The organism is Prevotella sp. E13-27 (assembly GCF_023217965.1).
Classification (GTDB): Bacteria; Bacteroidota; Bacteroidia; order Bacteroidales; family Bacteroidaceae; genus Prevotella.
The window spans coordinates 1,387,810-1,411,057 of sequence record NZ_JALPSC010000002.1 but is presented as its reverse complement, the minus strand read 5'-3'; the positions used below and the strand labels follow the sequence as shown (position 1 = coordinate 1,411,057).

The following is a 23,248-nucleotide window of genomic DNA, read 5'->3' as shown; positions in this document are numbered from 1 at the left end:
TATGATTGACATAAAAGACAAGAAAGATTGTTGTGGCTGTAACGCATGTTATGATGCCTGCCCTAAAGATGCAATCCGTTTGAATACGGATATTGAAGGATTTTGGTATCCAGAGGTGGATAAAAATAAATGCATAAATTGTGGTTTGTGTGACAAGGTGTGCCCTCAACTCCATGTTGATGAGTTAAAGCATAACGAGTTTGAAAAACCTGTATGTTTTGCAGCCATTCACAAGAATATCGAAACACGATTTGCAAGTACTACAGGTGGATTGTTCTCTGCATTGGCAGAACAGATGTATGAAGAAGGCGGTTATGTTGGGGGAGCTATATATCGTGAAGATTGGAGTGTAGCTCATTTCATTAGCAACAATCCAGATGATTTGCAGCGTATTCGTCAAAGTAAGTATTCACAGAGTGATACTCGTGGCTTCTATAAAGAAGTGAAACGTTTATTGCTGACAGGAGAGAAGGTTCTTGTTTGTGGTTCACCTTGTCAAATGGCAGCCTTGCGCAGATTTTTGGGTAAAGATTATCCGTCCCTTATAATAGTTGATTACATTTGTAAGAGTATCACTTCACCTTTGTTCTATCAAAAGTATCTTGACTTTTGGGAACGTAAAGCTGGCAGTAAGTTAATTTCCTTTAAGTTCAAGGATAAGGAACTTGGTTGGCGTAATCTTGTAAAACGGTTCGACTTTAAGAATGGTAAAACTATGTATAGTCGGGCTCAGGACAACGACCTATATAGTACTGCCTATCATGGTCATATCGTAAGTCGCCCCTCATGCTATGATTGTAAATTTAAGGGATTCCCACGTATGGCAGATATTACTATTGCTGATTTTTGGGGATGTGAAAAGAAAAATGAATATCGAGAACTTGACGATAATGCTGGAACTTCAGCGGTAATAGTGAACAATAGTCGTGGACTTGACTTTTTTAAGAAGATAGAGAAACATATACGTTGTGTTCCTGCTGATATCAATGATATGATTCCAGGAAATCCTGCATTACTTCACTCGGAGAAATACCCGACAGCCAATCGTACAGAATTCTTTAGAGAGCTCAATGAAAAGTCAATAGAGGAGGCTGTTGAAAAACACCTTACTTATTTTGGTCAGACGACTGGACATGGTTTCAAACATAAGTTGAGATTATATTTAAGAGTATGGCGTACCGCTTTAAAACACAGTCAATACAAGCCATCTGTATTCTTTCAGTTTATCCGTTTGAATGTGTTTTGTAAGAATGTAAAAACTGATTGGCAGAACGAAGGTGTTATTTACCCAACACCTTTTACTATCATAGAATTACAGAAAGGTTCGCTTTTGGAACTTCATGGTCCATTGGTTGTAGGTAGTAAAAAAGTAAAAAAATCGCATGAGGAGACACGTCTTTTATTAGAGCGTGATGCTCGCATGATTGTTAATGAAGATAGTCATTTTGACTATGGTAGTGATGTTGAGGTTTTCCCTAATGCAGAATTAATCATGGGGCATTGTGGTACAAATCACAATTGTACGATTATATGTGGTAAACGTATCGAAATGCAAGGACGTGTTTCTTTAGGTCGTGATGTCAGCATCCGTGACACAAATGCTCATTTGATAGCCATTGAAGGTTATAAGATATTACGACCAGTAATTATAGAGAACCACGTATGGTTATGCTCGGGTGCTACAATTTGTCCCGGTGTAAAGATTAAGGCAGGAGCAGTTGTTGGAGCAAATTCATACGTTATTCAGAATGTGCCTGCACATTCATTGGTTAGCGGAAACCCAGCAAAAGTGGTAATGAAAAATATTGCTTGGAAATTGTAATTTGTTATGGAAGAAACAAAATCTCTTACTATACTTATTGTCGGAGGTACAGGAGTTATTAGTACTGCTGTTGCTGCAGAAGCTCATCGTCAAGGTATCGCTGTGACGATGATAAATCGTGGAAAACGTAATCTTCCTTCATGGGCAGAATTGATTAAATGTGATAAAAATGATTATTCTACGATAGCTTTGCATTTAAAAGGAAGACGCTTTACGTCAGTAATGGATTTCCTTTGCTATACTGATGAACAAACTACCGATAGTTTTAATTTCTACTCTCAATATACAGATCAGTATTTCTTTGTGTCTTCTTGTGCCGTTTTTGATAAGACAAAACCTGGTATTAAGACAGAAGATTCGCCAAAACCGCTTAAAATATGGAGTTACAGTGTCAACAAATACAAGAGTGAGGAACACTTGAAATCAATAGCAAAAGATAGCAATTGTCATTATACTATTGTGCGCCCATGTGTCACATACGGAGATACTCGTATTCCTTATGGAATAATGCCAGATTACGGCTATCATTGGACATTATGTGCACGTATCTTGGCTAATAAACCTATTATTCGCTGGAATGGTGGAACTACACGTACAAATATGATGCGTGTTGAAGATTATGCAGTAGGAATGGTGGGGCTTATAGGTAATCCCAGAGCCTATGATGAAGATTTTAATATCTGTGGTGATGAAATGCCTTCATTCAATGAAGTAATCGAAGCTATCGAGATAACTTTGAAATGTAAAGCCAAAATAATTGATGTAACTTCGGATTTTTATGCTAAGGAAATGCCAAATAAGAGTGAAGAAATTCTTGGAGGCAGATCAATTGATTCCATCAATAGCAATGAAAAATTAAAGTCTCTGGTGCCTGCTTTCAAGCAAAATATCTCGCTAAAGGATGGGGTGAAAATGACGATTAATGCCTATCAAACCCAAGATTATCAACATGGTATAGATTTGAGATTTGATGCAGATACAGATCGTATTATTAAGAAATGGTGTAAGATAAATAATATAGGTAGTAAACAATATAATTTAGGATTTGTGGATTATCTTGGAAACGCAACGTTTCATGATAGAATGCAATATTGGTTGGAATTCTATAAAGAAAGTTTGATAGTAAAATTGATTCGCCTAGTAAAAAGAATATTGAATCGTTGATAAAGTAATGGAAGATACTTCTTTAAGACATAGAACAAAGAAGGGGTTATACTGGTCATTTTTTAATCAGTTCGCCAACTATGCCATGCAGTTTGTTGTTGGCATTGTTATGGCACGATTATTGACTCCGTCTGATTATGGAATAACTGCTATCCCTGTTATTTTTATGTCTATTGCTAATGTTTTTATTGAAAGTGGATTTAGCTCAGCTTTAGTGCGCAAGGAGGAATTGACGGAGAAAGATCTTACAACCTCTTTTTTATATAGCTTTGGCGTTGGAATTCTCTGTTATTTATGTTTGTTCATCTGTGCCCCTTGGATTGCAGATTTTTATGACACGCCTATACTTAAGAAGTTAATTCGAATAACTGCACTAACCTTCTTATGGGCACCGCTAATTACTCCTCAGAATGTTATTTTACAGCGGAAACTTGATTTTAAAACACCTGCTCGAATTTCTATAGTCAATAAGATTGTATCAGCAATTTTAGGTATTTCAGCAGCATATATGGGTTATGGTCTATGGGCGTTAGTTATAGCAAACCTGTCTTCAAGTATCCTCGGACTCATACAAACATGGTTGGCAGTGAAATGGTTTCCTCGTGAAAGATGGTCCAGAGATTCTTTTAAATACCTTTGGGGGTATGGAAATAAGGTTGTGGCATCCCAACTCATAGATGCGCTTTTTTCCAATATAGCTCCTTTTTTTATTGGAAAATTCGGAGGAAGGACGGTTGATTTAGGTAATTATAATCGAGCAAAAGGTTATGCAGCGTTACCATCTTCTAATGTGGTAGGAGTATTAAGTGCCGTTACATTTCCTGTATTGAGTAAGATGCAAGATGATGATGTGAAATTGGGAATTAATTATAGAAAAATGATTAGAGTGTCAGCATTTCTACTATTCCCTGTCATGCTTCTTTTAGCAGCATTGGCTAGACCACTTGTATTGATTATGCTCACTTCTAAATGGGAGGCATGTGTCATACTCCTTCAATTATTATGCTTTACTTTTATGTGGCAGCCAATCCAATTATTAAATATTAATCTGTTATATGTTAAAGGACGAACAGATTTGGTGTTGAAACTTAAAATGATTATCAAACCTATTGGTGTGTTGGTTACAATTCCGACTTTAATAATTGGAGGGATTATTTGGTTTTGTGTTGCAGAAATTTTGATGCAAATTATAGCACTTACAATAAATACATACTATACGGGAAAGTTGATTAAAGTTGGATTTTTCACTCAGATGAAAGACATCCTCCCTTTTTTCGTCTTGTCTCTGTTGATGTTAGTTATTATAATTGTTGTTAACAATTTTATAGTCAGCCTTTATCTACAGGTCCTTTTTGGCGGATTGTTTGGCGTGTTGTTTTATTGTGGGATAAGTTATTTCTTTAGATTCGAAGAGTTTGATGAGATGAAATATTTACTTAATTTTAAAAAATGAAAATAGGAATCTTAACACTTCCATTACATACTAATTATGGTGGAATTCTTCAGGCCTATGCACTCCAAACAGTGTTGGAGCGAATGGGGTATGAGGCTTGTGTTATACAACGTCCTTGGAGAATGCAAATCGTTTGGTGGAAATATCCTTTGCAGATTGTAAAACGGTGTATTAATCGCTTTATTTTAGGATATGATAATTCAATCTTTGGTGAATTAAGATGGAATAAAAATCAGGCGATAATTGAAAGAAATACACAGAAATTCATCAATAATCATATTCATGCTCATCAAATACTACAGATTTCCGATATAAAAGAAAAAGATTTTGATGCATTTTTAGTAGGTAGTGATCAGATATGGCGCCCCAAATATTATAGACTCCATTATAAATACATCGAAGATGCATTTTTGTCCTTTACAAAAAAATGGAGCTTAAAACGAATAGCCTATGCGCCATCTTTTGGAACTGATGAATGGGAATACAATAAAGTAGAAACTAAAAAGTGTAGTAATCTTCTTCAGAAATTTGATGCTGTATCTGTAAGAGAGCAAAGTGGCATTGAACTGTGTGAAAAATATTTAGGTCATAAAGATGTACAATGGGTGTTAGATCCTACTATGCTTTTGAATAAGGAGGACTATGAACACCTTATACCTCAGAACGTCAAGGCCCCTGGTGATTTGATGTGTTATGTTCTTGATGCTAATGATGAAATCAATAATCTTATTGCAAAAATTGCTAATGAGAACGACTTGAAGGTTTTCCAAGCTGCATCGGACGTCGATAATGTGACATTACCAATAGAAAGACGTGTTCAGCCTCCTGTAGAAAGTTGGTTGACTGGTTTTCGCGATGCGAAACTGGTTATAACAGATAGCTTCCACGCATGTGTATTTAGTATCCTATTTCATAAACCATTTGTTGTTTTAGGCAACAAAAACAGGGGCTATTCTCGCTTTGAATCACTGCTAAAACGATTTGGATTAGAAGGTCGATTAATAGAAAATGCCTCACAGTTTAATCAATCTATGTTGAATCCTCTTTCTGAAGAAGTATATAAGAAACTGGATGGTTACAGAAACATTTCATCGGATTTCATAACTAAGGCTCTTAATTGTTGATAATGGAAACGCCTCAAATTTCAATTATTGTTCCGGTATATAACGTGGAGATTTATCTATGTCAATGCTTGGATTCTGTCATAGCCCAGACTTTTACTGATTGGGAGTGTATCCTTGTGGATGATGGTAGTACAGACGATAGCGGTTCCATTTGCGATGAGTATGCACAAAAGGACAATCGCTTTAAGGTTATTCATCAAGTAAATTCTGGATCATCTTCTGCGCGAAATAAGGGCTTAAGTGTTATTTCTGGTAAATATACTTTGTGTCTTGACTCTGACGATTGGATAGATAGCGATTATCTTACTTCCTTAATTACTGTCGCAGATGCAGATGGTGCAGACTTGGTTATTAGTGCTTTTGTATATGATTATGGCGATAGAACAGTTGCCTGTTTAAATAAACCGACCCAACTTGCACCCTCTGTTGTTACAAGAGAATTGTTAACTCTTTTACATGCAGGTTTATGGAATAAATTGGTACGTACTGAAATTATCCAGAAGAATCAGCTTCAATTTCCCAAACATGATTTCTACGAGGATATGTATTTCAGTATTTCTTTGATGCATTTTGTTAAGAGTGTTGCTTATAGTTCAGTACCTGCATATCATTACAGAATCAACAATCAGTCTCTAACACATTCTTCAGATGTCGCAAAAAGAGTTCGCATGTATAAGGATTTTGTTTGCAATTTGACAGAAATATATGACAAATACAATCTTTGGAAAGATTCTAAAATGATGGAAGGTCTATATCTGCATGTGAATGGGCAAAAGCTTAAGCTGTTGGACTTGCCACAATCAGAGGAAGTAAAAAGGTTATTAAGCGATACTTTTCCAGAATCATATAAATTCTTTAATTGGAAGGGTAAAGTGGCATGGCTTAATTATTTGGCTTTAAAATATAGAACGCCTTTTTTTGTTATAATAAGAAAGTATATAGAAATGAGTTACAAGGTGGTTAAAATATTACATATTTAATTGTCTATAAAAAGTACAGCGGGATAAAAACATGAAAAAATACGATTATCTAATAGTTGGTTCCGGCTTATTCGGAGTGATATTTGCTTATCGTTCAAAGCAGATGGGCAAGAATTGCCTTGTGATAGACAAACGGCCACATCTGGGTGGCAACGTTTATTGTGAAAACATTGTAGGCATCAATGTTCATAAATATGGTGCTCATATCTTCCATACATCTAATAAAGAGGTTTGGGATTTTGTAAACAATATAGTACCTTTCAATAGATATACTAACTGCCCTGTCGCTAATTATAAGGGAAAGCTTTATAATCTTCCTTTCAATATGAACACCTTCTACCAGATGTGGGGCGTTTTGACTCCAGAAGAAGCTTCGGCAAAGATTGAGGAGCAAAAGGCAGAAGCCGTCAAAATGCTTAATGGTCGTGAGCCTCAAAATTTAGAGGAGCAGGCTCTGACGCTAGTCGGTAAAGACATCTTTGAGAAACTTATCAAAGAATACACAGAGAAACAGTGGGGACGCAAGTGCAGCGAACTGCCAGCGTTTATTATCAAACGTCTTCCTGTACGCCTTGTGTTTGATAACAACTATTTCAATGACAAATACCAAGGAATACCTATTGGGGGATATAACAAACTGATAGAAGGCCTTCTGGATGGCGTTGAATGTTTGACTAACACCGATTTCTTCAATTCTGAATACAGAGATTGGCAGAAATATGCAGATAAGCTCGTGTATTGCGGTCCCCTGGACCAATACTTCAATTATCAGTATGGCAAGTTGAATTGGCGTACGGTTCGCTTTGAGACAGAAACGAAAGATTGTCCCAATTATCAAGGCAATGCCGTTGTTAACTATACTTCTCATGACGAGTCATATACTCGTATTATAGAGCATAAGCATTTTGAAATGTTCGGTCAAGAAGTTTATGATTGTCCCAAGACCGTAATCTCCAAGGAGTATAGTACCGAGTACAAGGAAGGGATGGAGCCATATTATCCTGTCAATGACGACCAGAACGACCAATTGGCAGAGCGATATCGTCATCTTGCTGAGCAAGAAGAAAACGTCATTTTTGGTGGCCGTCTTGCTGAATATAAGTATTATGATATGGCACCAGTGATAGAAAAAGTGTTGAACATAAAAAATATATAAAAATGGGAAAGCTATTATCCGTCGCCATTCCTACTTACAATATGGAAAAATACCTGTATAGGTGTTTAGATTCATTTTTAATTAAGGATAGCGAACTTCTTAAACAATTAGAGGTCATAGTGGTAAATGATGGAAGTAAAGATTCGTCATCAGCCATTGCGCACGAGTATCAGCAAAGATACCCAGGCATCTTTTATGTCATTGATAAAGAAAATGGCCATTATGGCTCATGTATCAATGCCGCATTAAAAGTTGCTACAGGCAAATATTTTAGAATAATAGATGCTGACGATTGGGTGGATACACAAAATTTTACAACTCTTTTGAGAAATCTGGAACATCGTAATGAAGACGCAATTTTTTCAAGATTTACTCTTCATAAAGAAAAATTAGGTAAGGTCATTGAGCAGGATGATAATGGTATAGAATATAATAAAACTCTGGACTTAAATCACTTTATGATACCAGAGCCATGTCTTGCTATGCACAACTATAGTTTCAAGTTGGAACATCTTAAACATATTAATTATTGTCAAACAGAGGGTGTATGCTACACAGATACGGAATACGTCTATTTCCCATTGTGTTCTGCAAAAACACTATATTGTTTTGATTTTTCATTGTATCAGTATTATATAGGTAGAGACGAACAGTCAATGGCAATAGGTCCTCTTGTTAAGAATTACACACATTTTGAAAAAGTGTTGAATAAGTTTTGGTCGAATGAAATTGCTACACCTAATCGAAATTATAATATGATTCGAACTCACTATGATGTTCTTCTCATGAGATATATGTATCAAATCAATTGTATATATGCGGAAAGGAACAAAGATAGGGAGAATAAACTTTATGAAAGGATGCGTTCATTGAAAAACAAAAATCAGAATGCGTATGATATATTGATTAATACCGATTTTCATGGTATAAAATACATTCGTCGTTGTATCAATAACGGGATTGTTGATAGACTAATTCTTCGTATAGTACATGTCTTGTTTAAGTTGAAAAATAGTTAGTATGGTCAAAGCCGATGCTTCTACATTTGTTCGGAGCCTAACATTCCCGATATATGGTCTGGTTGATGCTTTACATAAACCTGGATCAAAAAATATTGTTGTCCCTGTAACATTATTTTATGCTTTTGTGGGTTTGTTCTCTATATATGATGGTACAGGAATCGATACCGAAAGATATGCAATGTATTTTCTTTCTGCTTGTTCTTTTGACGGAGGATACTGGAGTTATCACACAAGTTTGGCAATTTCCAATCAAATTGATTTTTATACATCCTTTATGACTTGGTTTTTCTCCAGGTTCATAACTTCTCCTCATTTGTTTATAGCAATACTTTCAGGAGTAAATGGACTGTTTTTTTCATTCAACATAAAATATATTCTCAAAAATGTCAACATAAATAGAAATACTACTATACTAATTATATTATTAATACTAATTCCTCAAGCAGTTTTTTTCCCGCATAGATGGTGGACGGCTATGCAGGTTTTCTTTTTCGGGGTATTGCCATTTGTCATTACTGGCACGAAGAAGTATTTTTGGGTAAGCGTAGCAAGTATATTTGTTCACTTTTCTTTTTTGTACATTGTTATTCTATTTTTGGGCTATATTTTTATGCCCAAAAAAAGGTTGTTATTGTTTTTACTACTATTTATCTTTACGGCTTTGCTTGATGACTTTGATTTTAACCTTATTACGCCTTATGTTGAACGATATTTTTCAGAAGCTCAAACAGAAAGAACGATAATGTATGTCGGGTGGACAAATGGGGAGAAAAATTTCCTTTCACAGTCGGCATATTTGTTTTTTAAACTATCAAGCATTATCCTTTTTGTAAATATTTATCTCAAAACAAATTGGAAAGAGAAAAAGAAACTCCAGGAAGGTTTCATCTTTGTGCTTTTGTTTGCGAGTGTAACCCAAATACTAAGCCTATCACCTGTTGGAGTTCGATTTAAGGATTTTACCAATATTATTATTACTGTTTTCCTGCTGCTTTATTTTTCAAATAATAAGTGTCCTCATATAGAGCTAATTTTTAGATACTGTACACCTGTCTTTATATATTATATAATCTATCAGATACGAGGCGTTCTTGATTGTATTGGTCCAGGAGCTTTAGTGTTTGGTAATTTCTTTGATTTTTTCTTGATTGATGAAACAACTTCGGTACTTGGATATATAAAACAATTATTTTGAAAATTATGAAAACAATTACAGTGTTTACACCCACGTTTAATCGAGCTCATACGCTTGATAGACTCTACGAAAGTTTGTGCAGGCAAACATCAAACGATTTTGAGTGGCTTGTTATTGACGATGGCAGTACAGACTCTACTCGTCAACAGATAAAGAAATGGCAAGAGGAGAATGTTATACCGATTCATTATATCTATCAAGAAAACAAAGGTTATTGTGAGGCGAGAGAGACAGCCTTTTGTAATATAAGAACAGAGTTGCATATATGTATTGATTCAGATGACTGGTTGCCTGACGATGCTATAGAAAAAATTATTAAATTGTGGACTGAACGAGGTGGTAAGACTTATGCAGGAATTATAGGCCTTGATTCTTATGCGGATGGTCAAATAATAGGAACTACTCCTCACATTGAGATTAAGGTAGCTACTTTACGCGACTATTATGAAAAATACGGAGGCAGCGGGGATAAAAAACAGGTCTATCGAACAGATATTATCAAGCAATATCCACCAACCCCTAATTTTGAGGGCGAAAGATTCATTGATTGCGCATATAAGTATTATCTAATAGATGATGACTATCCTCTATTGGTGTCAAATGATGTGTACTGTATTGTTGAGTATCAGACTGATGGCCTATCGTCCAATGAATGGAAACATCGTTGGAATTATCCTAAATCTTATGCTTGTGACTTTTTGTTACATCTACGACAAACTAAATCCAAGAAAAAGGCAGTTAACTACTGCTTACACTATATTGCTTGCTCTATACACGCCAATAATCCACGATTCTTGAAAGAGTCGCCTCGTAAATGTTTGACACTTATGCTGTTGCCATTTGGCGTGGTTCTATATTTGTTATATTGGTATAAAGGAAGATAATATACAGATGTATATTAAACAACAACTTACACATTTCCTTCTTAACATCCCCGGTTGGCATACCCGTAGACACATTCTGGTCATCGAGAGTGATGACTGGGGTAGCATACGTATGCCTTCAAAAAAGGTGTATGAGGAACTGCTTAGTCACGGTTTGCATGTTGACCGTGACCCGTATTGTCGTTACGACAATTTGGCAACGGTTGATGACTTGACAGCCCTCTATGAGGTGTTGCAATCGGTCAAAGATAAAAACGGTAGAAATGCAGTCCTTACTGCGAATGCAGTGGTTGCCAACCCAGTCTTTGACAAGATTAAAGAATCTGGATATACGGAGTATTTCTACGAACCTTTCACGGAAACGTTGAAAAGATACCCCTCACATGAAGGTGTCTATGAAATGTGGAAACAAGGAATTGCTGCAGGAATCTTTCATCCTCAATTTCATGGGCGGGAACATTTAAATGTAAAAAAATGGCTGCGTACACTTCAGGCAGGTGACGAGGTAACAAGATTGTCTTTTGATCTTGGCACATTCGGTCTTACATCAATCGTGGACTCTCGTATCAACAATAATTATATGGGAGCGTTCAATTCTGGTCTTGATGAGGATATACCAGAGTATGACACAATAATCACCGAAGGTTTACAACTATTTGAAAATTTGTTTGGTTACAAATCAGAGTCCTTTATCGCAACAACCTATACATGGAATCCGAAAATTGAACCTATTCTATATCGAAAGGGTATAAGGTATTTGCAAGGATTGGTACATCAAAGAATCCCCAAAGGAGACGATAAAGATTTTATTTATAAAAAAAATAATTATCAAGGAAAGAAAAATGGTATAGGTCAATATTATCTGATGAGGAATGCCTTTTTTGAGCCTACTCATTTTAGAGACAAGGAGGATGTTGTTAATAATTGCCTAGGACGGATCGCGACAGCATTTAAGTGGGGGAAGGCTGCCGTTATTAGTTCTCATCGTATTAATTATATTGGAAATATTGATGTCGAGAATAGGGATAAAAATCTTTTATTGCTTAAGCAATTATTAAATAGTATAGTTCAACAATGGCCAGATGTATCTTTCGTTTCTTCTGATGAATTAGGTCAATTAATAGAGAGTCATTATGATAAAAAACAAAGATGATATGAGGTATTATATCTCTCAAGATCGAAAGAGATATAATATCAGATTTTATGATAGGTTTATATATAATGAAAATTATTATATATTTGATTATCTGAGAACGCTTAGACATTTAGAATATTTGACTAATAAAAAAAAGAATACATTTGATTATTTGTTGTACTATTATACATATTGGCAATATAAAAGGAAGTGTTATAAGTTGAAAATTAAAATTGCGATTAATAGCTGTGGACCTGGATTATTTATTCCTCATATTGGACTAATCAGAGTTGCAACATACGCTAAAGTTGGGGCAAATTGTATAATAGGTCCAGGTGTTATATTGGGAACAAAGGGGAAATTTGAAAATGCGCCAATAGTAGAAGATAATGTGGAGATTTGTCTTGGTGCAAAACTAATTGGGAAAATACATATAGGAAATAATGTAAAGATTGCACCGAATTCGGTTGTGATAAATGATGTGCCAGATAATTCATTGGTCTCAGGTGTTCCTGCAAGGATAATAAAAACATATCCTAGTGAAACGTAAAAAGTTGAAACATGATTGAGAATAGATTCATTCCAAGGATTCTAATATTAGTAGCGGGAAATAACGGAACGATTGGTAGATGTTCATGGAATCTTTACCGTGCATTTATGAATCGTGACGATGTTGATGTGATATGCGTCGGCATCCACCGTTTTGATGGAGGATTGAAAGGATTCGATTCTTGTGAGTTCTTCTCGGACAAGTATGGAAAGCAAGAAAACAGCATTACCAAGCAGGTAAAATGGTTGAAAGGAATTAAAGAGTCATATTGTCCCGATATGACCATTTCTACATTGTATTCAACCAATCTGCTTAATGCCCTAAGTGGAGGACAAGACTATAAAGTAGGAATATTCCATGCCCCGCACAAACAAGGAAGATCCTTAGGACTTGTCAAATATGCATTCTCTCTGCTTCAATACTGGTTTATATTCCCCAAGTTGGACTTTTGTTCTTGTGTGAGCAAAGAGGCAGAGGAAGATTTAAAAAGCATCAAAACCATTGATAGAAGTAAAATAGGCACTATATATAATGTTCATCAGGTTGATGAGATTCTAAAAAAAGCGGATATCCCACTTCAAGAAGAAGTGTTGCCCTCACCATACATCATTTATTGTGGAAGATTGGATGCCAACAAGGCACCGATAAGAGCTATAAATGCATTGTCAAAAATCAAATCACAATTATCTCTGGTTTTTGTAGGTAAAGGTGATGAACCCTTCGTAAGCGAACTAAAAAAGCAGGTAGATGACTTAGGAATGACTAGTAGGGTGTTCTTCTTGGGAGAGAAATCGAATCCATATCCATATATAAAAGCAGCTAAAGCCCTGATATCTTGCTCTTATAGTGAAAGCTTACCAGGTGTTATTATTGAGGCATTAGCACTTGGCGTACCCGTAGTGTCAACAAACTCTTCACGTGGGATTTGGGAAATCCTATTGGCAGATGAATCATACAACATTTCTTTGGCAGATTCATATCAGACCAAGTGGGGAGTAATAACCTCCAATCATGCGTTCAAAGATAAATCGAAAGAAGAACAAGATGTAATAAATCTCGCCCATGGTATAGAACAAGTACTCACATACTCTAGGATTCCTGAATCGGAATTCCTTTCAAAGGTAGAGGCCAATACTATAACAATGCAGTTCTTGTCCTTAATAAATCACGAGAAATGACGAAGATACTACTTCAAATCAATGCAACTGTTAATACTGGCAGTACAGGTCGGATAGTAGAAGAGATAGGCCAGCGGGCAATAGTTGCTGGCTGCGAAAGCTATATTGCTTATGGTCGTGCCGCAGGGAAAAGCCAATCCAAGGTAATCAAGATTGGCTCAAAATGGGACATACGTTGGCATGGATTGAAATCATTGTTGTTCGATGCACATGGGTTTGGATCAAAGAAGGCGACAAAACAACTGGTACAGAAAATAGATGAGATTAACCCTGATATCATACTCTTTCATAACCTTCACGGGTACTATCTGAATATAGAGATATTGTTGAATTATTTAAGAGAAAAGGATATTCCAGTGTTCTGGACGCTGCATGACTGCTGGCCCTTCACAGGACATTGCTCGTATTTTGACGCAGTGAATTGCGATAAGTGGAAGACGCACTGCGAGCGTTGCCCCAACCAAAAAGGTTACCCAAAATCAATATGGCTTGATAATTCAAAAAGTAATTATGACAGGAAGAAAGTATTATTGACAGCATTGCCGAATATTACCTTTATCCCCGTGTGCAAGTGGATGGGAAGCATCGTTGAGAACTCGTTTATGAAAGGACACCCCCAGCAGGTTATCTATAACGGTACGAATATTGAGGTGTTTAAACCGCAAGCAACTGATGTGACAGAAGCAATACGAAGAAATACTGTATTGACGGAGAACATATCGTGTTAGGCGTTGCCAGCACATGGGATAAACGAAAAGGCCTGTCGGATTTCTGTTGGTTGAGTGAACGGTTACCTGAAGATTATCAGGTAGTCCTAGTGGGGCTTTCTCAGAAACAGATTGATACGCTACCTAAAGGTGTTGTGGGAATCAGAAGAACAGAAAGTGTTCAGGAATTGGCGGCAATGTATTCGTTGGCTGATGTGTTTGTTAATCCGACCTACGTGGACAACTTCCCAACTACCAATATTGAAGCATTGGCATGTGGTACGCCTGTTATAACTTATAATACAGGAGGTTCGCCAGAGGCCATTGACGAGAACACTGGCATCGTAGTTACCAAAGGTAATAAAGAAGCACTGAAAAACGCCATTGTTGAGGTTGTTACCAATAAGGAAAAATATACAAGTGAAGTCTGTCGTCAGCGAGCTGTAGATCATTTTGATAAAGACGACAGGTTCGGAGATTATATTGAATTGTTTAACAAAACATTAAAGAGATAATAAATGTATCGCGGAGATTGGAAATCGAAGTTGAGAGTGAATGTAAGCAATGTGCCAGGCTGGCGCACAAAACGACATATAGTAGTCATTGAATCTGACGACTGGGGGAGTATACGTATGTCGTCGTTGGAAAGCTTTGAGCGTATGTTAAAAGCCGGCATGCGTGAAGACAGAAATCACTATAATACATATGATGCCCTGGAGTCTAACGCAGACTTAGAAGAATTGTATTCTGTACTATCTAAGTATAAGGATTCAACAGGAAGGCATCCTGTGATGACAGGTGTAAATGTGGTTGCCAATCCCATCTTTGAAAAAATCAAGGAGAGTGGCTATCAGAAGTATTATTATGAGCCTTACACGGAAACATGTCAGCGTTACCCCAATCATGAACGTGTTTACGATCTTTGGAAAGAGGGTATTGAAAAGAGACTGTTTGTGCCAATCTTCCATGGTAGAGAGCATCTGAATGTACAGCGATGGTTGAGAGCCCTACGAGATGGTAATAAGTCTACATTATTGGCTTTTGAAAATGGAGTGACAGGTATATATAATGGCATTAACGAGGAACCTATACCTGAATTTCAGGCGGCATTCGATCTTGACACAATGGATGACTTACCCTATATGAAAGAAGTACTATCCACTGGTCTTGCCTTGTTTGAGAAATTATATGGTTATAAAGCAAAGTATTTTGTACCCACGAACGGCCCTTTTAATAACACTTTGGAGAATGACTTGTTAGATGCAGGAATACAATATATCAATACGGGTAAGAAGCAAAGAGAACCATTAGGAAACGGTCAGTATAAAGTGAATACACGTTTCCTGGGTGATAAGAATGAATTAGGACAGATATATCTGACGCGTAATTGTTTCTTTGAACCAAGCTGTTGCGGATATAGTTATCCGACAAACTACGATTGGCTGAACTACTGCCTAAAGGAAATTGAAATAGCTTTCCGTTGGCACAAGCCGGCCACTATCAGCAGTCATCGTGTGAACTATATCGGTTACCTGCATCCCGAAAACCGAGAGAAGGGATTGAAAGCGTTGAGTCAACTTATAGGCGAAATCATCAAACGTTGGCCAGATGTGGAGTTTATGACTTCTGTTGAACTGGGTGATTTGATAGCATCTACACAGAAATGAAGAAAGTTGTATTGGTAAACCAAAGCACTGGCTATCTGATGATAGACATTGCCAACGCATACGCAGAGGTGTATGATGAAGTGGTGTTGTTGGCAGGTAGTATCAAGGTAACAGAGCGGACTTTGAACGAAAAGATTAAGGTAAAGAAGATTGTTGCCTACGACCGCAGTTCGTCTATAAAAAGACTGATTACTTGGGGATGGGCTTCGCTACAGATATTCAACAAATTGTTGTTCAAGTATCGCAAATACGAAGTGGTATATGTGACCAATCCGCCCATGGCTTATCTGTCGTCGTTGATTCTAAAGAATCCCTTTTCAATCATTGTGTATGATACCTATCCTGATGCATTGCAAAATGTAGGTATAGGAAAAGGCAACTTTATCTATAAGTGGTGGAGCAAGCAGAATAGGAAACTTTTTGCTAAGGCAAAGAAGATAGTTTCGCTAAGTGATGGTATGGCTGATTGTTTGGCTAACTATGTGGAGCGCGAAAAGATTACCGTGGTGCCTAACTGGGCTTCCAAAGCTTCATTCGGACCAGTGGTCAAGAGCGAGAATCCCTTTGTAAAAGGGCATAACCTAGAGAACAAGTTTACAGTAATGTATTCTGGTAATATGGGCTTCACTCATAACGTCGAAACCATCATTGAGGTGGCTAAGAAGTTGGTTGATGACGAACGGATTCATTTCATGCTGATAGGTGATGGGAAGAAGAAACCTGAACTTCAGGAGATGTGTCACAATTATGGTATAAAGAACTGCACTTTTCTTGATTGGCAACCTGCTGACATGTTACGGTATTCCTTGGCCAGTGCAGATTTGGGCGTGATAACATTGAACGATGAAACGGCTAGAGTGAGCGTACCAAGTAAAACATATAACCTGTTGGCGGTAGGGGCTCCATTGTTGTGTGTTGTTCCGGAAGAATCGGAATTGGCAACTATAGTGGAAAAATATCAGAATGGGGCATGTTTCCAGCCAGGCCAAATTGATGAGATAGCTGCCTTCATACAGGAACTAGCATCCGACAAGGAGAAGAAGGAAGAACTGGTTAACCATTCGTTGGCAGCTTCAAGGAATTATACTTACGCAAATGCAAAGCTTTATGTATAAACACTTTTTCAAGAGAATATTAGATTTCTTTATTTCACTGATAGTGATTATCTGCATCAGTCCGATATTGTTAGTAGTTACTATCTGGCTTCACTTTGCAAATAAGGGTGCTGGCGCATTTTTCTTTCAAGAAAGACCTGGTAAGGATGCAAAGATTTTCAAGGTTATTAAGTTTAAGACCATGACGGACGAGCGTGACGCAGATGGCAATTTGCTACCCGATGCACAGCGATTGACTAAGGTTGGAAAATTTGTGCGCTCAACGTCAATAGATGAACTTCCGCAACTCATTAATGTACTGAAGGGTGATATGGCTCTGATAGGACCTCGCCCGTTGTTGGTAAAATACCTGCCTTTGTATAGCCCCGAACAAGCCCGCAGACATGAAGTACGTCCAGGTATCAGTGGTTGGGCGCAGTGTCATGGTCGCAATGCCATCAGTTGGACAAAGAAGTTCAAACTGGATGTGTGGTATGTTGATCACTGTACACTCTGGACTGATATTAAGGTAATTTGGATTACAGTGATGAAAGTACTGAAACGTGCAGATATATCAAACGATGCGGCGGCTACAATGCCACCTTTCGATGGAACAAATTAACGTTAGGATAGAATATAATGAAAGACATTTTAATTTATGGATTTGGTGGTTTCGGTCATGAGGTCGCTTGTATTATCAATCATATCAATGCCATTGAGCCGACATGGAAGATTGTTGGCTATATTGATGATGGTGTTGAAGTAGGGACTGAGTGCAAATATGGCAAGGTGCTTGGAAACATTGACACGTTGAATGAATGGAAAACTCCTGTCGATGTAGCTATTGCTGTTGGCTCACCGAAATATCTGGAAGAACTGCCATCGAAGATTACAAACCCCTTGGTGAATTTCCCGAATATCATTGCCCCCAACGTATTCTACTTTGACAAGGAATCTGTGACGATGGGAAAGGGTAATATTGTTACCTTTGGTTGTCGCTTTAGTTGTAACTTTCACATGGGGGATTTCAATGTGCTGGATGGTTGTATTAGTTTCGGACATGACGTGGTGATAGGCAGCCACAATATGCTATTTCCGGAAGTAAGAGTGTCGGGCCAAACGACTATTGGTAACAAGAATTACTTTGGCTCTCGCTGTTTCATTGCTCAATGCCTAAAAGTTGGTAATGAAAACAGATTCGGAGCTGGAACCTATATCCTTAGAAAGATAAAGGACGGTGGACTCTATATGGGGAATCCGGCAAAGAAGGTCACTATAGATTAACCTTAACGCTAACCTTAACCTTTAAAAAAGAGATTATTAACATATTATATAACAATTAAATTAAAAATGGAAAAATTTATTGAATTGTTCGCTGAAGCGATCGAGCGCGAAGACGAGATTAAGATGGAAGACGAGTTCCGCAATTATGAAGAGTGGAGTTCAATTGCTTACATATCAGTGATAGCCATGATGGATGAGGAGTATGATACCCAGATTGAGGAAGCTGATTTCAAGAAACTGCGTACTGTACAGGCAGTGTATGATGCCTGCACAAAAAAATAAAAAGTGGAATGGCATATATACAGTATGAGGGCGTTGGCATCACAGCGATGTCAGCAGCCGTACCCAAGCGTGTAATCAAGAATCGTGAATATACGGAAGTGTTCAGCGCACAGGAGGCTAACGATATTGTTGATAAGACAGGCATAGAAGAACGTCGTTTCTCTGATGAAGAAACATGCTCTTCTGATCTTTGTTTTGCAGCTGCAGAGAAACTGATTGCAGACAACAATGTCAATAAGGAAGAGATTGACTTGCTGGTGTTTATCTCACAGACTCCTGACTACAGGATGCCTGCAACCGCATGTACTTTACAGCACCGTTTGGGTCTTCCTAATTCTACCATCGCTTTCGACATCACCTTAGGTTGTTCTGCCTTCCTCTATGGCTTGTCTGTAGTGTATGGCATGATGGAACGTAGTGGCTTGCGAAAGGCACTGTTACTGGACGGTGAGACACGTTCAAAAGTGTATTCTCCCCGTGACCGTCGTAGTGCATTCCTTTTTGGAGATGGTGGCGTGGCTGCTTTGGTGGAGCGAGATTCAAAGTTTGGTAAGAGTACTTTTTCTTTGAATACGGATGGCTCTCGTGCAGACTTGATTATGATTCCTGCCGGCGGTTATCGCAAGATGAGTTCTGCAGAGACTGTGGTAGAGAAAGTGATTGACGAGTATGGCAATATGCGTAGTGATGAACAGGGCTATATGCGCGGTGGCGATGTGTTTAACTTTGTTATCCGAGAGATACCCAAGGATATCAAGAAGACCATTGCTTACGCAGAAAAGGAAATAGATGGTTTCGACTATGTGGTTTTCCATCAGGCCAACAACTTTATCAATAGCTATATTGCCAAGAAGATGAAACTGGATACGGAGAAGATCCCTTCTACCATTGCCAAGTTTGGAAATACCTCTTCTGTTTCAGTTCCATTGACTATAGTAAGTGAACTAAAAGGCAAGTTGGAAGGACAGAAAGAACTCCTTCTTACCGCCTTTGGGGTCGGTATGACTTGGGCAACAGGCATAGTGCCTTTTGTTGATTGTAAAATCAGTGATATAGTTGAAGTAGAGCATGGACAAGCTGTTTAATCCTTTTTCTCTTGAAGGCAAAGTCATCGTCATCTCAGGTGCTGCATCAGGTATTGCCTGTCAATGTGCCATCAGTTGCTCTAAGATGGGTGCCAAGCTCATTCTTCTGGATTTGAATGAAGAAGGTCTGAAAGAGACAATGACGATGGTTGACAGGCCAGAAGAACACTACTTTGCTTCGGTGAACCTTACTGAATATGAAAGGGTAGGTGAGATTATCAAGGAAGCAGTGGCAAAAGTTGGCCGCATCAACGGTCTGCTGAACTGTGCTGGCATCTCTACCACCAATCTCTTCAAGTTGACCAAGCCAGAAGAACTGGATAAGTTCTTCCATGTGAACGTCTATACGGGTTATTTCTTGGCATAGGAATGTACTAAGATGGGCAACCTGTCGAAAGAAGGTGGTAGTATCGTGTTCTTTTCGTCAGTAGCAGGTAGTTTTGGTGAGGTGGGTAAGTCGACCTATGGCATGACCAAGGCAGCTTTGTTGAATCTCGCCAAACATCTGGCTTGCGAGATGGCAAGGAAGAATGTACGTGTGAATTCCATATCACCAGGTGCTATCTGCACACCCATCAATATGAATCTTCCTCACATGAAAGATCCTGAGAAACGGGCAGCATTGGAAGCTCAGCATCTGTTGGGACTTGGTGAGACCACCGACATAGCCAATGCCTGTATCTATCTGTTGAGTGATGCCAGCCGTTGGGTGACGGGAACCAACCTATTTGTTGATGGAGGCTTCAGTGCCAGATAATGCTGACAGTAGATTTTATCACCAATAGAGTATTTAACTCACGGACATATATTCTCTCTGACGAGAAGTATGACAGTGTGTGGTTGGTGGATTGTGGAGATACCGATAGGGTATTGGAAAAGATTGGGCAGAAGAGCGTTGAGGGAGTTTTACTCACTCACGCTCATTCTGACCATATTTATGGTGTGGAAGAGCTTATCAAGAGATTTCCTGCTGTGAAGGTATATACCAATGCCGCAGGTGTTGAAGCTCTTAAATCGCCTAAACTGAATATCTCACACTACCATTCGGAGTATCCTGACATTTCAATTGATGAGCCAGATAATGTGTGTGTATTGAAAGAGGGTGACTCCTTGGAGGTGTTGGGGATGCCTGTTCATGTATATGAAACACCTGGGCATGCTCCAAGTTGCATAACGTATATTATAGACAATAAGGCTTTTACTGGGGATTCTTATATTCCTGGAGTGAAAGTTTTTACAGGATTTCCGCACGCAAATAAAAAACAGTCTGAAACATCTTTAGCACGAATTTTGAAGCTTTCTGCTGATTGTCAGATTATGCCTGGCCATTCGTGAGTGATGAATATGTTTAAAGCCATTTGGCTGTTTTTTTATTTCTATTTTGGCCCCAATGGGGTAGAAATTGTGATAAAAGATAAGAATATAGAAGCATTTCTCACATTGTTGAGAGCAGGACTGTGGGAAGACGTTAACCTTAACCTTAACGATAACATTAACCTTCTTGAGACCTTCGGAACAAGCGACCAGGGTCGAGCGAATGGGAAGGTTGATTGGGAAAAGGTATATCAACTGGCAACAGAACAGTCGGTACTGGGGCTTGTTTTAGCTGGGGTAGAGCGATATAAAAAACTTAACCTTGACCTTAACCTTGACGATAACATTGATGAAAAAGGGGGCGATAGCCAGTTAGGGTTAAGGTCAACGTTAAGGTTGGAGCTGCCATCGCAGATGTTGCTCCTTCAGTGGATTGGCGAGGTGCAGATACTGGAGCAACAGAACCGTGAGATGAACCGCTTCATTGAAGGACTGATACAAGGCTTGAGGAATGCGGATATCTATACTTTGCTCGTTAAAGGACAAGGAATAGCTCAATGTTATGAGAGACCTTTATGGCGTGCCAGTGGGGATGTGGATTTGTATTTGAGTGAAACAAACTACAAACGGGCACAAGAATTTCTGACACCCAAGGCTCAGAGTGTGGATGCTGAATTGCATGGTGAACAACATATTGCAATGCATATAGACCAGTGGGTAGTAGAGTTGCATGGCGCTATGCCTACAAGACTGATATCAAGGATTGACAAGGGGCTGGAAAAGGTACAGAATAATCTGTTTTGTGGAGGAGAAGTACGGTCCTGGCATAACGGGGGAACTGTGGTCTTTCTTCCATCACCGGATAATGACGTACTATTGGTTTTTACTCATATTCTAAAGCATTTCTATCGTGGAGGGATTGGCCTGAGGCAGATATGTGACTGGTGTAGGCTATTGTGGAAATATAAGGACTCACTGAACTACGGATTATTGGAAAAACGGATTCGGGAGATGGGCTTGATGTCTGAATGGAAGGCATTTGGGGCTTTAGCTGTTGAGTTCCTTGGAATGCCAGTAGAGGCAATGCCGATGTTCAATGATAACCTTAACCATGACCTTAACATTAACGATAAACTACGTAGGAAGGCGGAGTTGATTTTGGAATTTGTGATGGAAACGGGAAATTTTGGTCATAATAGGGATTCATCTTACTATGAGAAACGTCCGTATGTTATAAGAAAGGCTATTTCATTAAGACAACATACCCTTGATGGTATTCATCATTTCAAGGTGTTCCCATTGGATTCTCTAAGGATTTGGTGCAGAATGCTAAGGAGTGGTATTAAAGCCGCATTTGAAAGAAGATAGTGTTATGATTATTGATAAAGCGTTATTAGATACTGTTTCAGCTCAAGCTAAGGCATCCCCAAGGCTTAGGATGAATTATAACTTCCATCAGAGCCTGGATGAGAAGTGTCACAGGTTTCTGAATGCAGTGGAGCCTGGGACGGAGGTGCCTATACACAAACATCCGACTAAAGACGAGACGTTTGTGATTCTGAGAGGGAAAGTGCGAGTCACTACACATAGGGATGATGGGTCGATTATCGAGGACGTGGTGCTATGTGCGGAAGAAGGCCGGTATGGCGTGAATATTCCGAAAGGTGTATGGCATAAACTTGAAGCGATTGAGCCGGATAGTGTCATTTTCGAATGCAAAGAGGGACCGTTTGTCCCACACGAGCTTGATGGCATTCTAAATCTTGATGAGAAATGAAGTACCTGAAGGCGGTTTGGTTGTTTTGTTCATACTTGTTTGTACCTCAATGGGGAAGAAGGGGTCGTCACTCAGTTCCTCAAAATTGATTAAAAATCTGGTTCAAAAATTATTCAAATTAACAAGTTAACAATTAACGTTTATGACGCAGGATGAACGGTGGATGATTAAATATAAAGAGGTGGTTGAGTTCATAAATACCAACCATCGGAATCCATTGCGTCATAGAATAGAAGAGCATGATATGCTGAACTGGCTTAAAGCCAATAGAAAGAAGATGAATGCGGGGGATATGCAAGAACCTCGTCTGAGTATGTTCAAGGATCTTCTTGCTATTTGCGAACAATATAGGAGAAAGAACCAATACGCTTAGGT

At 38.4% G+C, this 23,248-nt stretch carries 24 protein-coding genes and 1 pseudogene; all 25 read left to right on the top strand.

The annotated features are described in order from the left end of the window. Position 1: 1 nt before the first annotated feature. The 25 genes and pseudogenes from M1L52_RS14985 (at position 2) to M1L52_RS14865 (ending at position 23,246) form a co-directional block, all read left to right on the top strand. Positions 2 to 1,822, top strand: a complete 1,821-nt coding sequence (locus tag M1L52_RS14985; RefSeq protein WP_248615830.1) for a Coenzyme F420 hydrogenase/dehydrogenase, beta subunit C-terminal domain — start codon at positions 2 to 4, stop codon at positions 1,820 to 1,822. A 6-nt stretch (positions 1,823 to 1,828) separates the two neighbouring features. Further along, a complete protein-coding gene (locus M1L52_RS14980; protein ID WP_248615829.1) occupies positions 1,829 to 2,986 on the top strand; it encodes an NAD-dependent epimerase/dehydratase family protein in 1,158 nt (385 codons plus the stop codon). A 7-nt stretch (positions 2,987 to 2,993) separates the two neighbouring features. Further along, a complete protein-coding gene (locus M1L52_RS14975) occupies positions 2,994 to 4,439 on the top strand; it encodes a lipopolysaccharide biosynthesis protein (protein ID WP_248615828.1) in 1,446 nt (481 codons plus the stop codon). Then, positions 4,436 to 5,563 (top strand): polysaccharide pyruvyl transferase family protein, encoded by a 1,128-nt coding sequence (locus M1L52_RS14970; RefSeq protein WP_248615827.1) that lies wholly within the window; start codon positions 4,436 to 4,438, stop codon positions 5,561 to 5,563. The genes M1L52_RS14975 and M1L52_RS14970 overlap by 4 nt, the downstream gene beginning before the upstream one ends. Before the next feature lie 2 nt (positions 5,564 to 5,565). Continuing rightward, the gene (locus tag M1L52_RS14965) at positions 5,566 to 6,543 is read left to right on the top strand and encodes a glycosyltransferase family 2 protein (protein ID WP_248615826.1); all 978 of its coding nucleotides are present in this window, start codon (positions 5,566 to 5,568) and stop codon (positions 6,541 to 6,543) included. 31 nt (positions 6,544 to 6,574) lie between these two features. Then, positions 6,575 to 7,699 (top strand): UDP-galactopyranose mutase, encoded by a 1,125-nt coding sequence (gene glf / locus M1L52_RS14960; protein WP_248615825.1) that lies wholly within the window; start codon positions 6,575 to 6,577, stop codon positions 7,697 to 7,699. 2 nt (positions 7,700 to 7,701) lie between these two features. Beyond that, complete coding sequence (locus M1L52_RS14955) at positions 7,702 to 8,718, top strand: glycosyltransferase family 2 protein (RefSeq protein ID WP_248615824.1); 1,017 nt, start codon at positions 7,702 to 7,704, stop codon at positions 8,716 to 8,718. A 1-nt stretch (position 8,719) separates the two neighbouring features. Beyond that, on the top strand, positions 8,720 to 9,916 hold the full coding sequence (locus M1L52_RS14950; protein ID WP_248615823.1) for an EpsG family protein: 1,197 nt from the start codon (positions 8,720 to 8,722) through the stop codon (positions 9,914 to 9,916). 5 nt (positions 9,917 to 9,921) lie between these two features. After that, on the top strand, positions 9,922 to 10,800 hold the full coding sequence (locus M1L52_RS14945; protein WP_248615822.1) for a glycosyltransferase family 2 protein: 879 nt from the start codon (positions 9,922 to 9,924) through the stop codon (positions 10,798 to 10,800). A 127-nt stretch (positions 10,801 to 10,927) separates the two neighbouring features. Further along, on the top strand, positions 10,928 to 11,953 hold the full coding sequence (locus M1L52_RS14940) for a hypothetical protein (RefSeq protein WP_248615821.1): 1,026 nt from the start codon (positions 10,928 to 10,930) through the stop codon (positions 11,951 to 11,953). 1 nt (position 11,954) lies between these two features. After that, entirely contained in the window at positions 11,955 to 12,485 is a 531-nt protein-coding gene (locus M1L52_RS14935; protein WP_248615820.1) for a serine acetyltransferase, read from the top strand. 11 nt (positions 12,486 to 12,496) lie between these two features. Next, a complete protein-coding gene (locus M1L52_RS14930; protein WP_248615819.1) occupies positions 12,497 to 13,663 on the top strand; it encodes a glycosyltransferase in 1,167 nt (388 codons plus the stop codon). Continuing rightward, positions 13,660 to 14,391 carry a glycosyltransferase gene (locus M1L52_RS14925; protein ID WP_248615818.1) on the top strand — a complete coding sequence of 244 codons (732 nt, stop codon included), beginning with the start codon at positions 13,660 to 13,662 and terminating at the stop codon, positions 14,389 to 14,391. The genes M1L52_RS14930 and M1L52_RS14925 overlap by 4 nt, the downstream gene beginning before the upstream one ends. Continuing rightward, positions 14,385 to 14,885, top strand: a complete 501-nt coding sequence (locus tag M1L52_RS14920; protein WP_248615817.1) for a glycosyltransferase — start codon at positions 14,385 to 14,387, stop codon at positions 14,883 to 14,885. The genes M1L52_RS14925 and M1L52_RS14920 overlap by 7 nt, the downstream gene beginning before the upstream one ends. A gap of 3 nt (positions 14,886 to 14,888) precedes the next feature. After that, positions 14,889 to 16,037: a hypothetical protein gene (locus M1L52_RS14915; RefSeq protein WP_248615816.1), complete on the top strand. Its 1,149-nt coding sequence runs from the start codon at positions 14,889 to 14,891 to the stop codon at positions 16,035 to 16,037. Next, the gene (locus M1L52_RS14910) at positions 16,034 to 17,152 is read left to right on the top strand and encodes a glycosyltransferase family 4 protein (RefSeq protein WP_248615815.1); all 1,119 of its coding nucleotides are present in this window, start codon (positions 16,034 to 16,036) and stop codon (positions 17,150 to 17,152) included. The genes M1L52_RS14915 and M1L52_RS14910 overlap by 4 nt, the downstream gene beginning before the upstream one ends. Further along, complete coding sequence (locus tag M1L52_RS14905; protein WP_248615814.1) at positions 17,145 to 17,753, top strand: sugar transferase; 609 nt, start codon at positions 17,145 to 17,147, stop codon at positions 17,751 to 17,753. The genes M1L52_RS14910 and M1L52_RS14905 overlap by 8 nt, the downstream gene beginning before the upstream one ends. 17 nt (positions 17,754 to 17,770) lie before the next feature. Further along, complete coding sequence (locus tag M1L52_RS14900) at positions 17,771 to 18,415, top strand: serine acetyltransferase (RefSeq protein ID WP_248615813.1); 645 nt, start codon at positions 17,771 to 17,773, stop codon at positions 18,413 to 18,415. Between the two features lie 66 nt (positions 18,416 to 18,481). Then, positions 18,482 to 18,697 (top strand): acyl carrier protein, encoded by a 216-nt coding sequence (locus tag M1L52_RS14895; RefSeq protein WP_248615812.1) that lies wholly within the window; start codon positions 18,482 to 18,484, stop codon positions 18,695 to 18,697. A gap of 8 nt (positions 18,698 to 18,705) precedes the next feature. Then, the gene (locus M1L52_RS14890; RefSeq protein ID WP_248615811.1) at positions 18,706 to 19,782 is read left to right on the top strand and encodes a 3-oxoacyl-ACP synthase III family protein; all 1,077 of its coding nucleotides are present in this window, start codon (positions 18,706 to 18,708) and stop codon (positions 19,780 to 19,782) included. Next, a pseudogene (locus M1L52_RS14885) lies at positions 19,766 to 20,539 on the top strand (SDR family NAD(P)-dependent oxidoreductase). The gene M1L52_RS14890 and the pseudogene M1L52_RS14885 overlap by 17 nt, the downstream one beginning before the upstream one ends. Continuing rightward, a complete protein-coding gene (locus tag M1L52_RS14880; RefSeq protein WP_248615810.1) occupies positions 20,539 to 21,117 on the top strand; it encodes an MBL fold metallo-hydrolase in 579 nt (192 codons plus the stop codon). The pseudogene M1L52_RS14885 and the gene M1L52_RS14880 overlap by 1 nt, the downstream one beginning before the upstream one ends. A gap of 9 nt (positions 21,118 to 21,126) precedes the next feature. Then, complete coding sequence (locus M1L52_RS14875; protein WP_248615809.1) at positions 21,127 to 22,464, top strand: nucleotidyltransferase family protein; 1,338 nt, start codon at positions 21,127 to 21,129, stop codon at positions 22,462 to 22,464. 4 nt (positions 22,465 to 22,468) lie between these two features. Continuing rightward, complete coding sequence (locus M1L52_RS14870) at positions 22,469 to 22,873, top strand: WbuC family cupin fold metalloprotein (RefSeq protein ID WP_248615808.1); 405 nt, start codon at positions 22,469 to 22,471, stop codon at positions 22,871 to 22,873. A gap of 142 nt (positions 22,874 to 23,015) precedes the next feature. Further along, positions 23,016 to 23,246, top strand: coding sequence for a hypothetical protein (locus M1L52_RS14865; RefSeq protein ID WP_248615807.1), 231 nt, complete (start codon positions 23,016 to 23,018; stop codon positions 23,244 to 23,246). Positions 23,247 to 23,248: the final 2 nt, after the last annotated feature.

What these genes read in the sequence shown, in the direction of transcription:
- M1L52_RS14955 (WP_248615824.1), top strand. Translation starts at nt 7,702, where the DNA reads ATGGGAAAGCTATTATCCGTCGCCATTCCTACTTACAATATGGAAAAA.
- M1L52_RS14890 (WP_248615811.1), top strand. Translation starts at nt 18,706, where the DNA reads ATGGCATATATACAGTATGAGGGCGTTGGCATCACAGCGATGTCAGCA.
- M1L52_RS14875 (WP_248615809.1), top strand. Translation starts at nt 21,127, where the DNA reads ATGTTTAAAGCCATTTGGCTGTTTTTTTATTTCTATTTTGGCCCCAAT.
- M1L52_RS14975 (WP_248615828.1), top strand. Translation starts at nt 2,994, where the DNA reads ATGGAAGATACTTCTTTAAGACATAGAACAAAGAAGGGGTTATACTGG.
- M1L52_RS14880 (WP_248615810.1), top strand. Translation starts at nt 20,539, where the DNA reads ATGCTGACAGTAGATTTTATCACCAATAGAGTATTTAACTCACGGACA.
- M1L52_RS14905 (WP_248615814.1), top strand. Translation starts at nt 17,145, where the DNA reads ATGTATAAACACTTTTTCAAGAGAATATTAGATTTCTTTATTTCACTG.
- M1L52_RS14870 (WP_248615808.1), top strand. Translation starts at nt 22,469, where the DNA reads ATGATTATTGATAAAGCGTTATTAGATACTGTTTCAGCTCAAGCTAAG.
- M1L52_RS14965 (WP_248615826.1), top strand. Translation starts at nt 5,566, where the DNA reads ATGGAAACGCCTCAAATTTCAATTATTGTTCCGGTATATAACGTGGAG.
- M1L52_RS14950 (WP_248615823.1), top strand. Translation starts at nt 8,720, where the DNA reads ATGGTCAAAGCCGATGCTTCTACATTTGTTCGGAGCCTAACATTCCCG.
- M1L52_RS14900 (WP_248615813.1), top strand. Translation starts at nt 17,771, where the DNA reads ATGAAAGACATTTTAATTTATGGATTTGGTGGTTTCGGTCATGAGGTC.
- M1L52_RS14915 (WP_248615816.1), top strand. Translation starts at nt 14,889, where the DNA reads ATGTATCGCGGAGATTGGAAATCGAAGTTGAGAGTGAATGTAAGCAAT.
- M1L52_RS14930 (WP_248615819.1), top strand. Translation starts at nt 12,497, where the DNA reads ATGATTGAGAATAGATTCATTCCAAGGATTCTAATATTAGTAGCGGGA.
- M1L52_RS14970 (WP_248615827.1), top strand. Translation starts at nt 4,436, where the DNA reads ATGAAAATAGGAATCTTAACACTTCCATTACATACTAATTATGGTGGA.
- M1L52_RS14935 (WP_248615820.1), top strand. Translation starts at nt 11,955, where the DNA reads ATGAGGTATTATATCTCTCAAGATCGAAAGAGATATAATATCAGATTT.
- M1L52_RS14895 (WP_248615812.1), top strand. Translation starts at nt 18,482, where the DNA reads ATGGAAAAATTTATTGAATTGTTCGCTGAAGCGATCGAGCGCGAAGAC.
- M1L52_RS14925 (WP_248615818.1), top strand. Translation starts at nt 13,660, where the DNA reads ATGACGAAGATACTACTTCAAATCAATGCAACTGTTAATACTGGCAGT.
- M1L52_RS14985 (WP_248615830.1), top strand. Translation starts at nt 2, where the DNA reads ATGATTGACATAAAAGACAAGAAAGATTGTTGTGGCTGTAACGCATGT.
- M1L52_RS14910 (WP_248615815.1), top strand. Translation starts at nt 16,034, where the DNA reads ATGAAGAAAGTTGTATTGGTAAACCAAAGCACTGGCTATCTGATGATA.
- M1L52_RS14980 (WP_248615829.1), top strand. Translation starts at nt 1,829, where the DNA reads ATGGAAGAAACAAAATCTCTTACTATACTTATTGTCGGAGGTACAGGA.
- M1L52_RS14865 (WP_248615807.1), top strand. Translation starts at nt 23,016, where the DNA reads ATGACGCAGGATGAACGGTGGATGATTAAATATAAAGAGGTGGTTGAG.
- M1L52_RS14945 (WP_248615822.1), top strand. Translation starts at nt 9,922, where the DNA reads ATGAAAACAATTACAGTGTTTACACCCACGTTTAATCGAGCTCATACG.
- glf (WP_248615825.1), top strand. Translation starts at nt 6,575, where the DNA reads ATGAAAAAATACGATTATCTAATAGTTGGTTCCGGCTTATTCGGAGTG.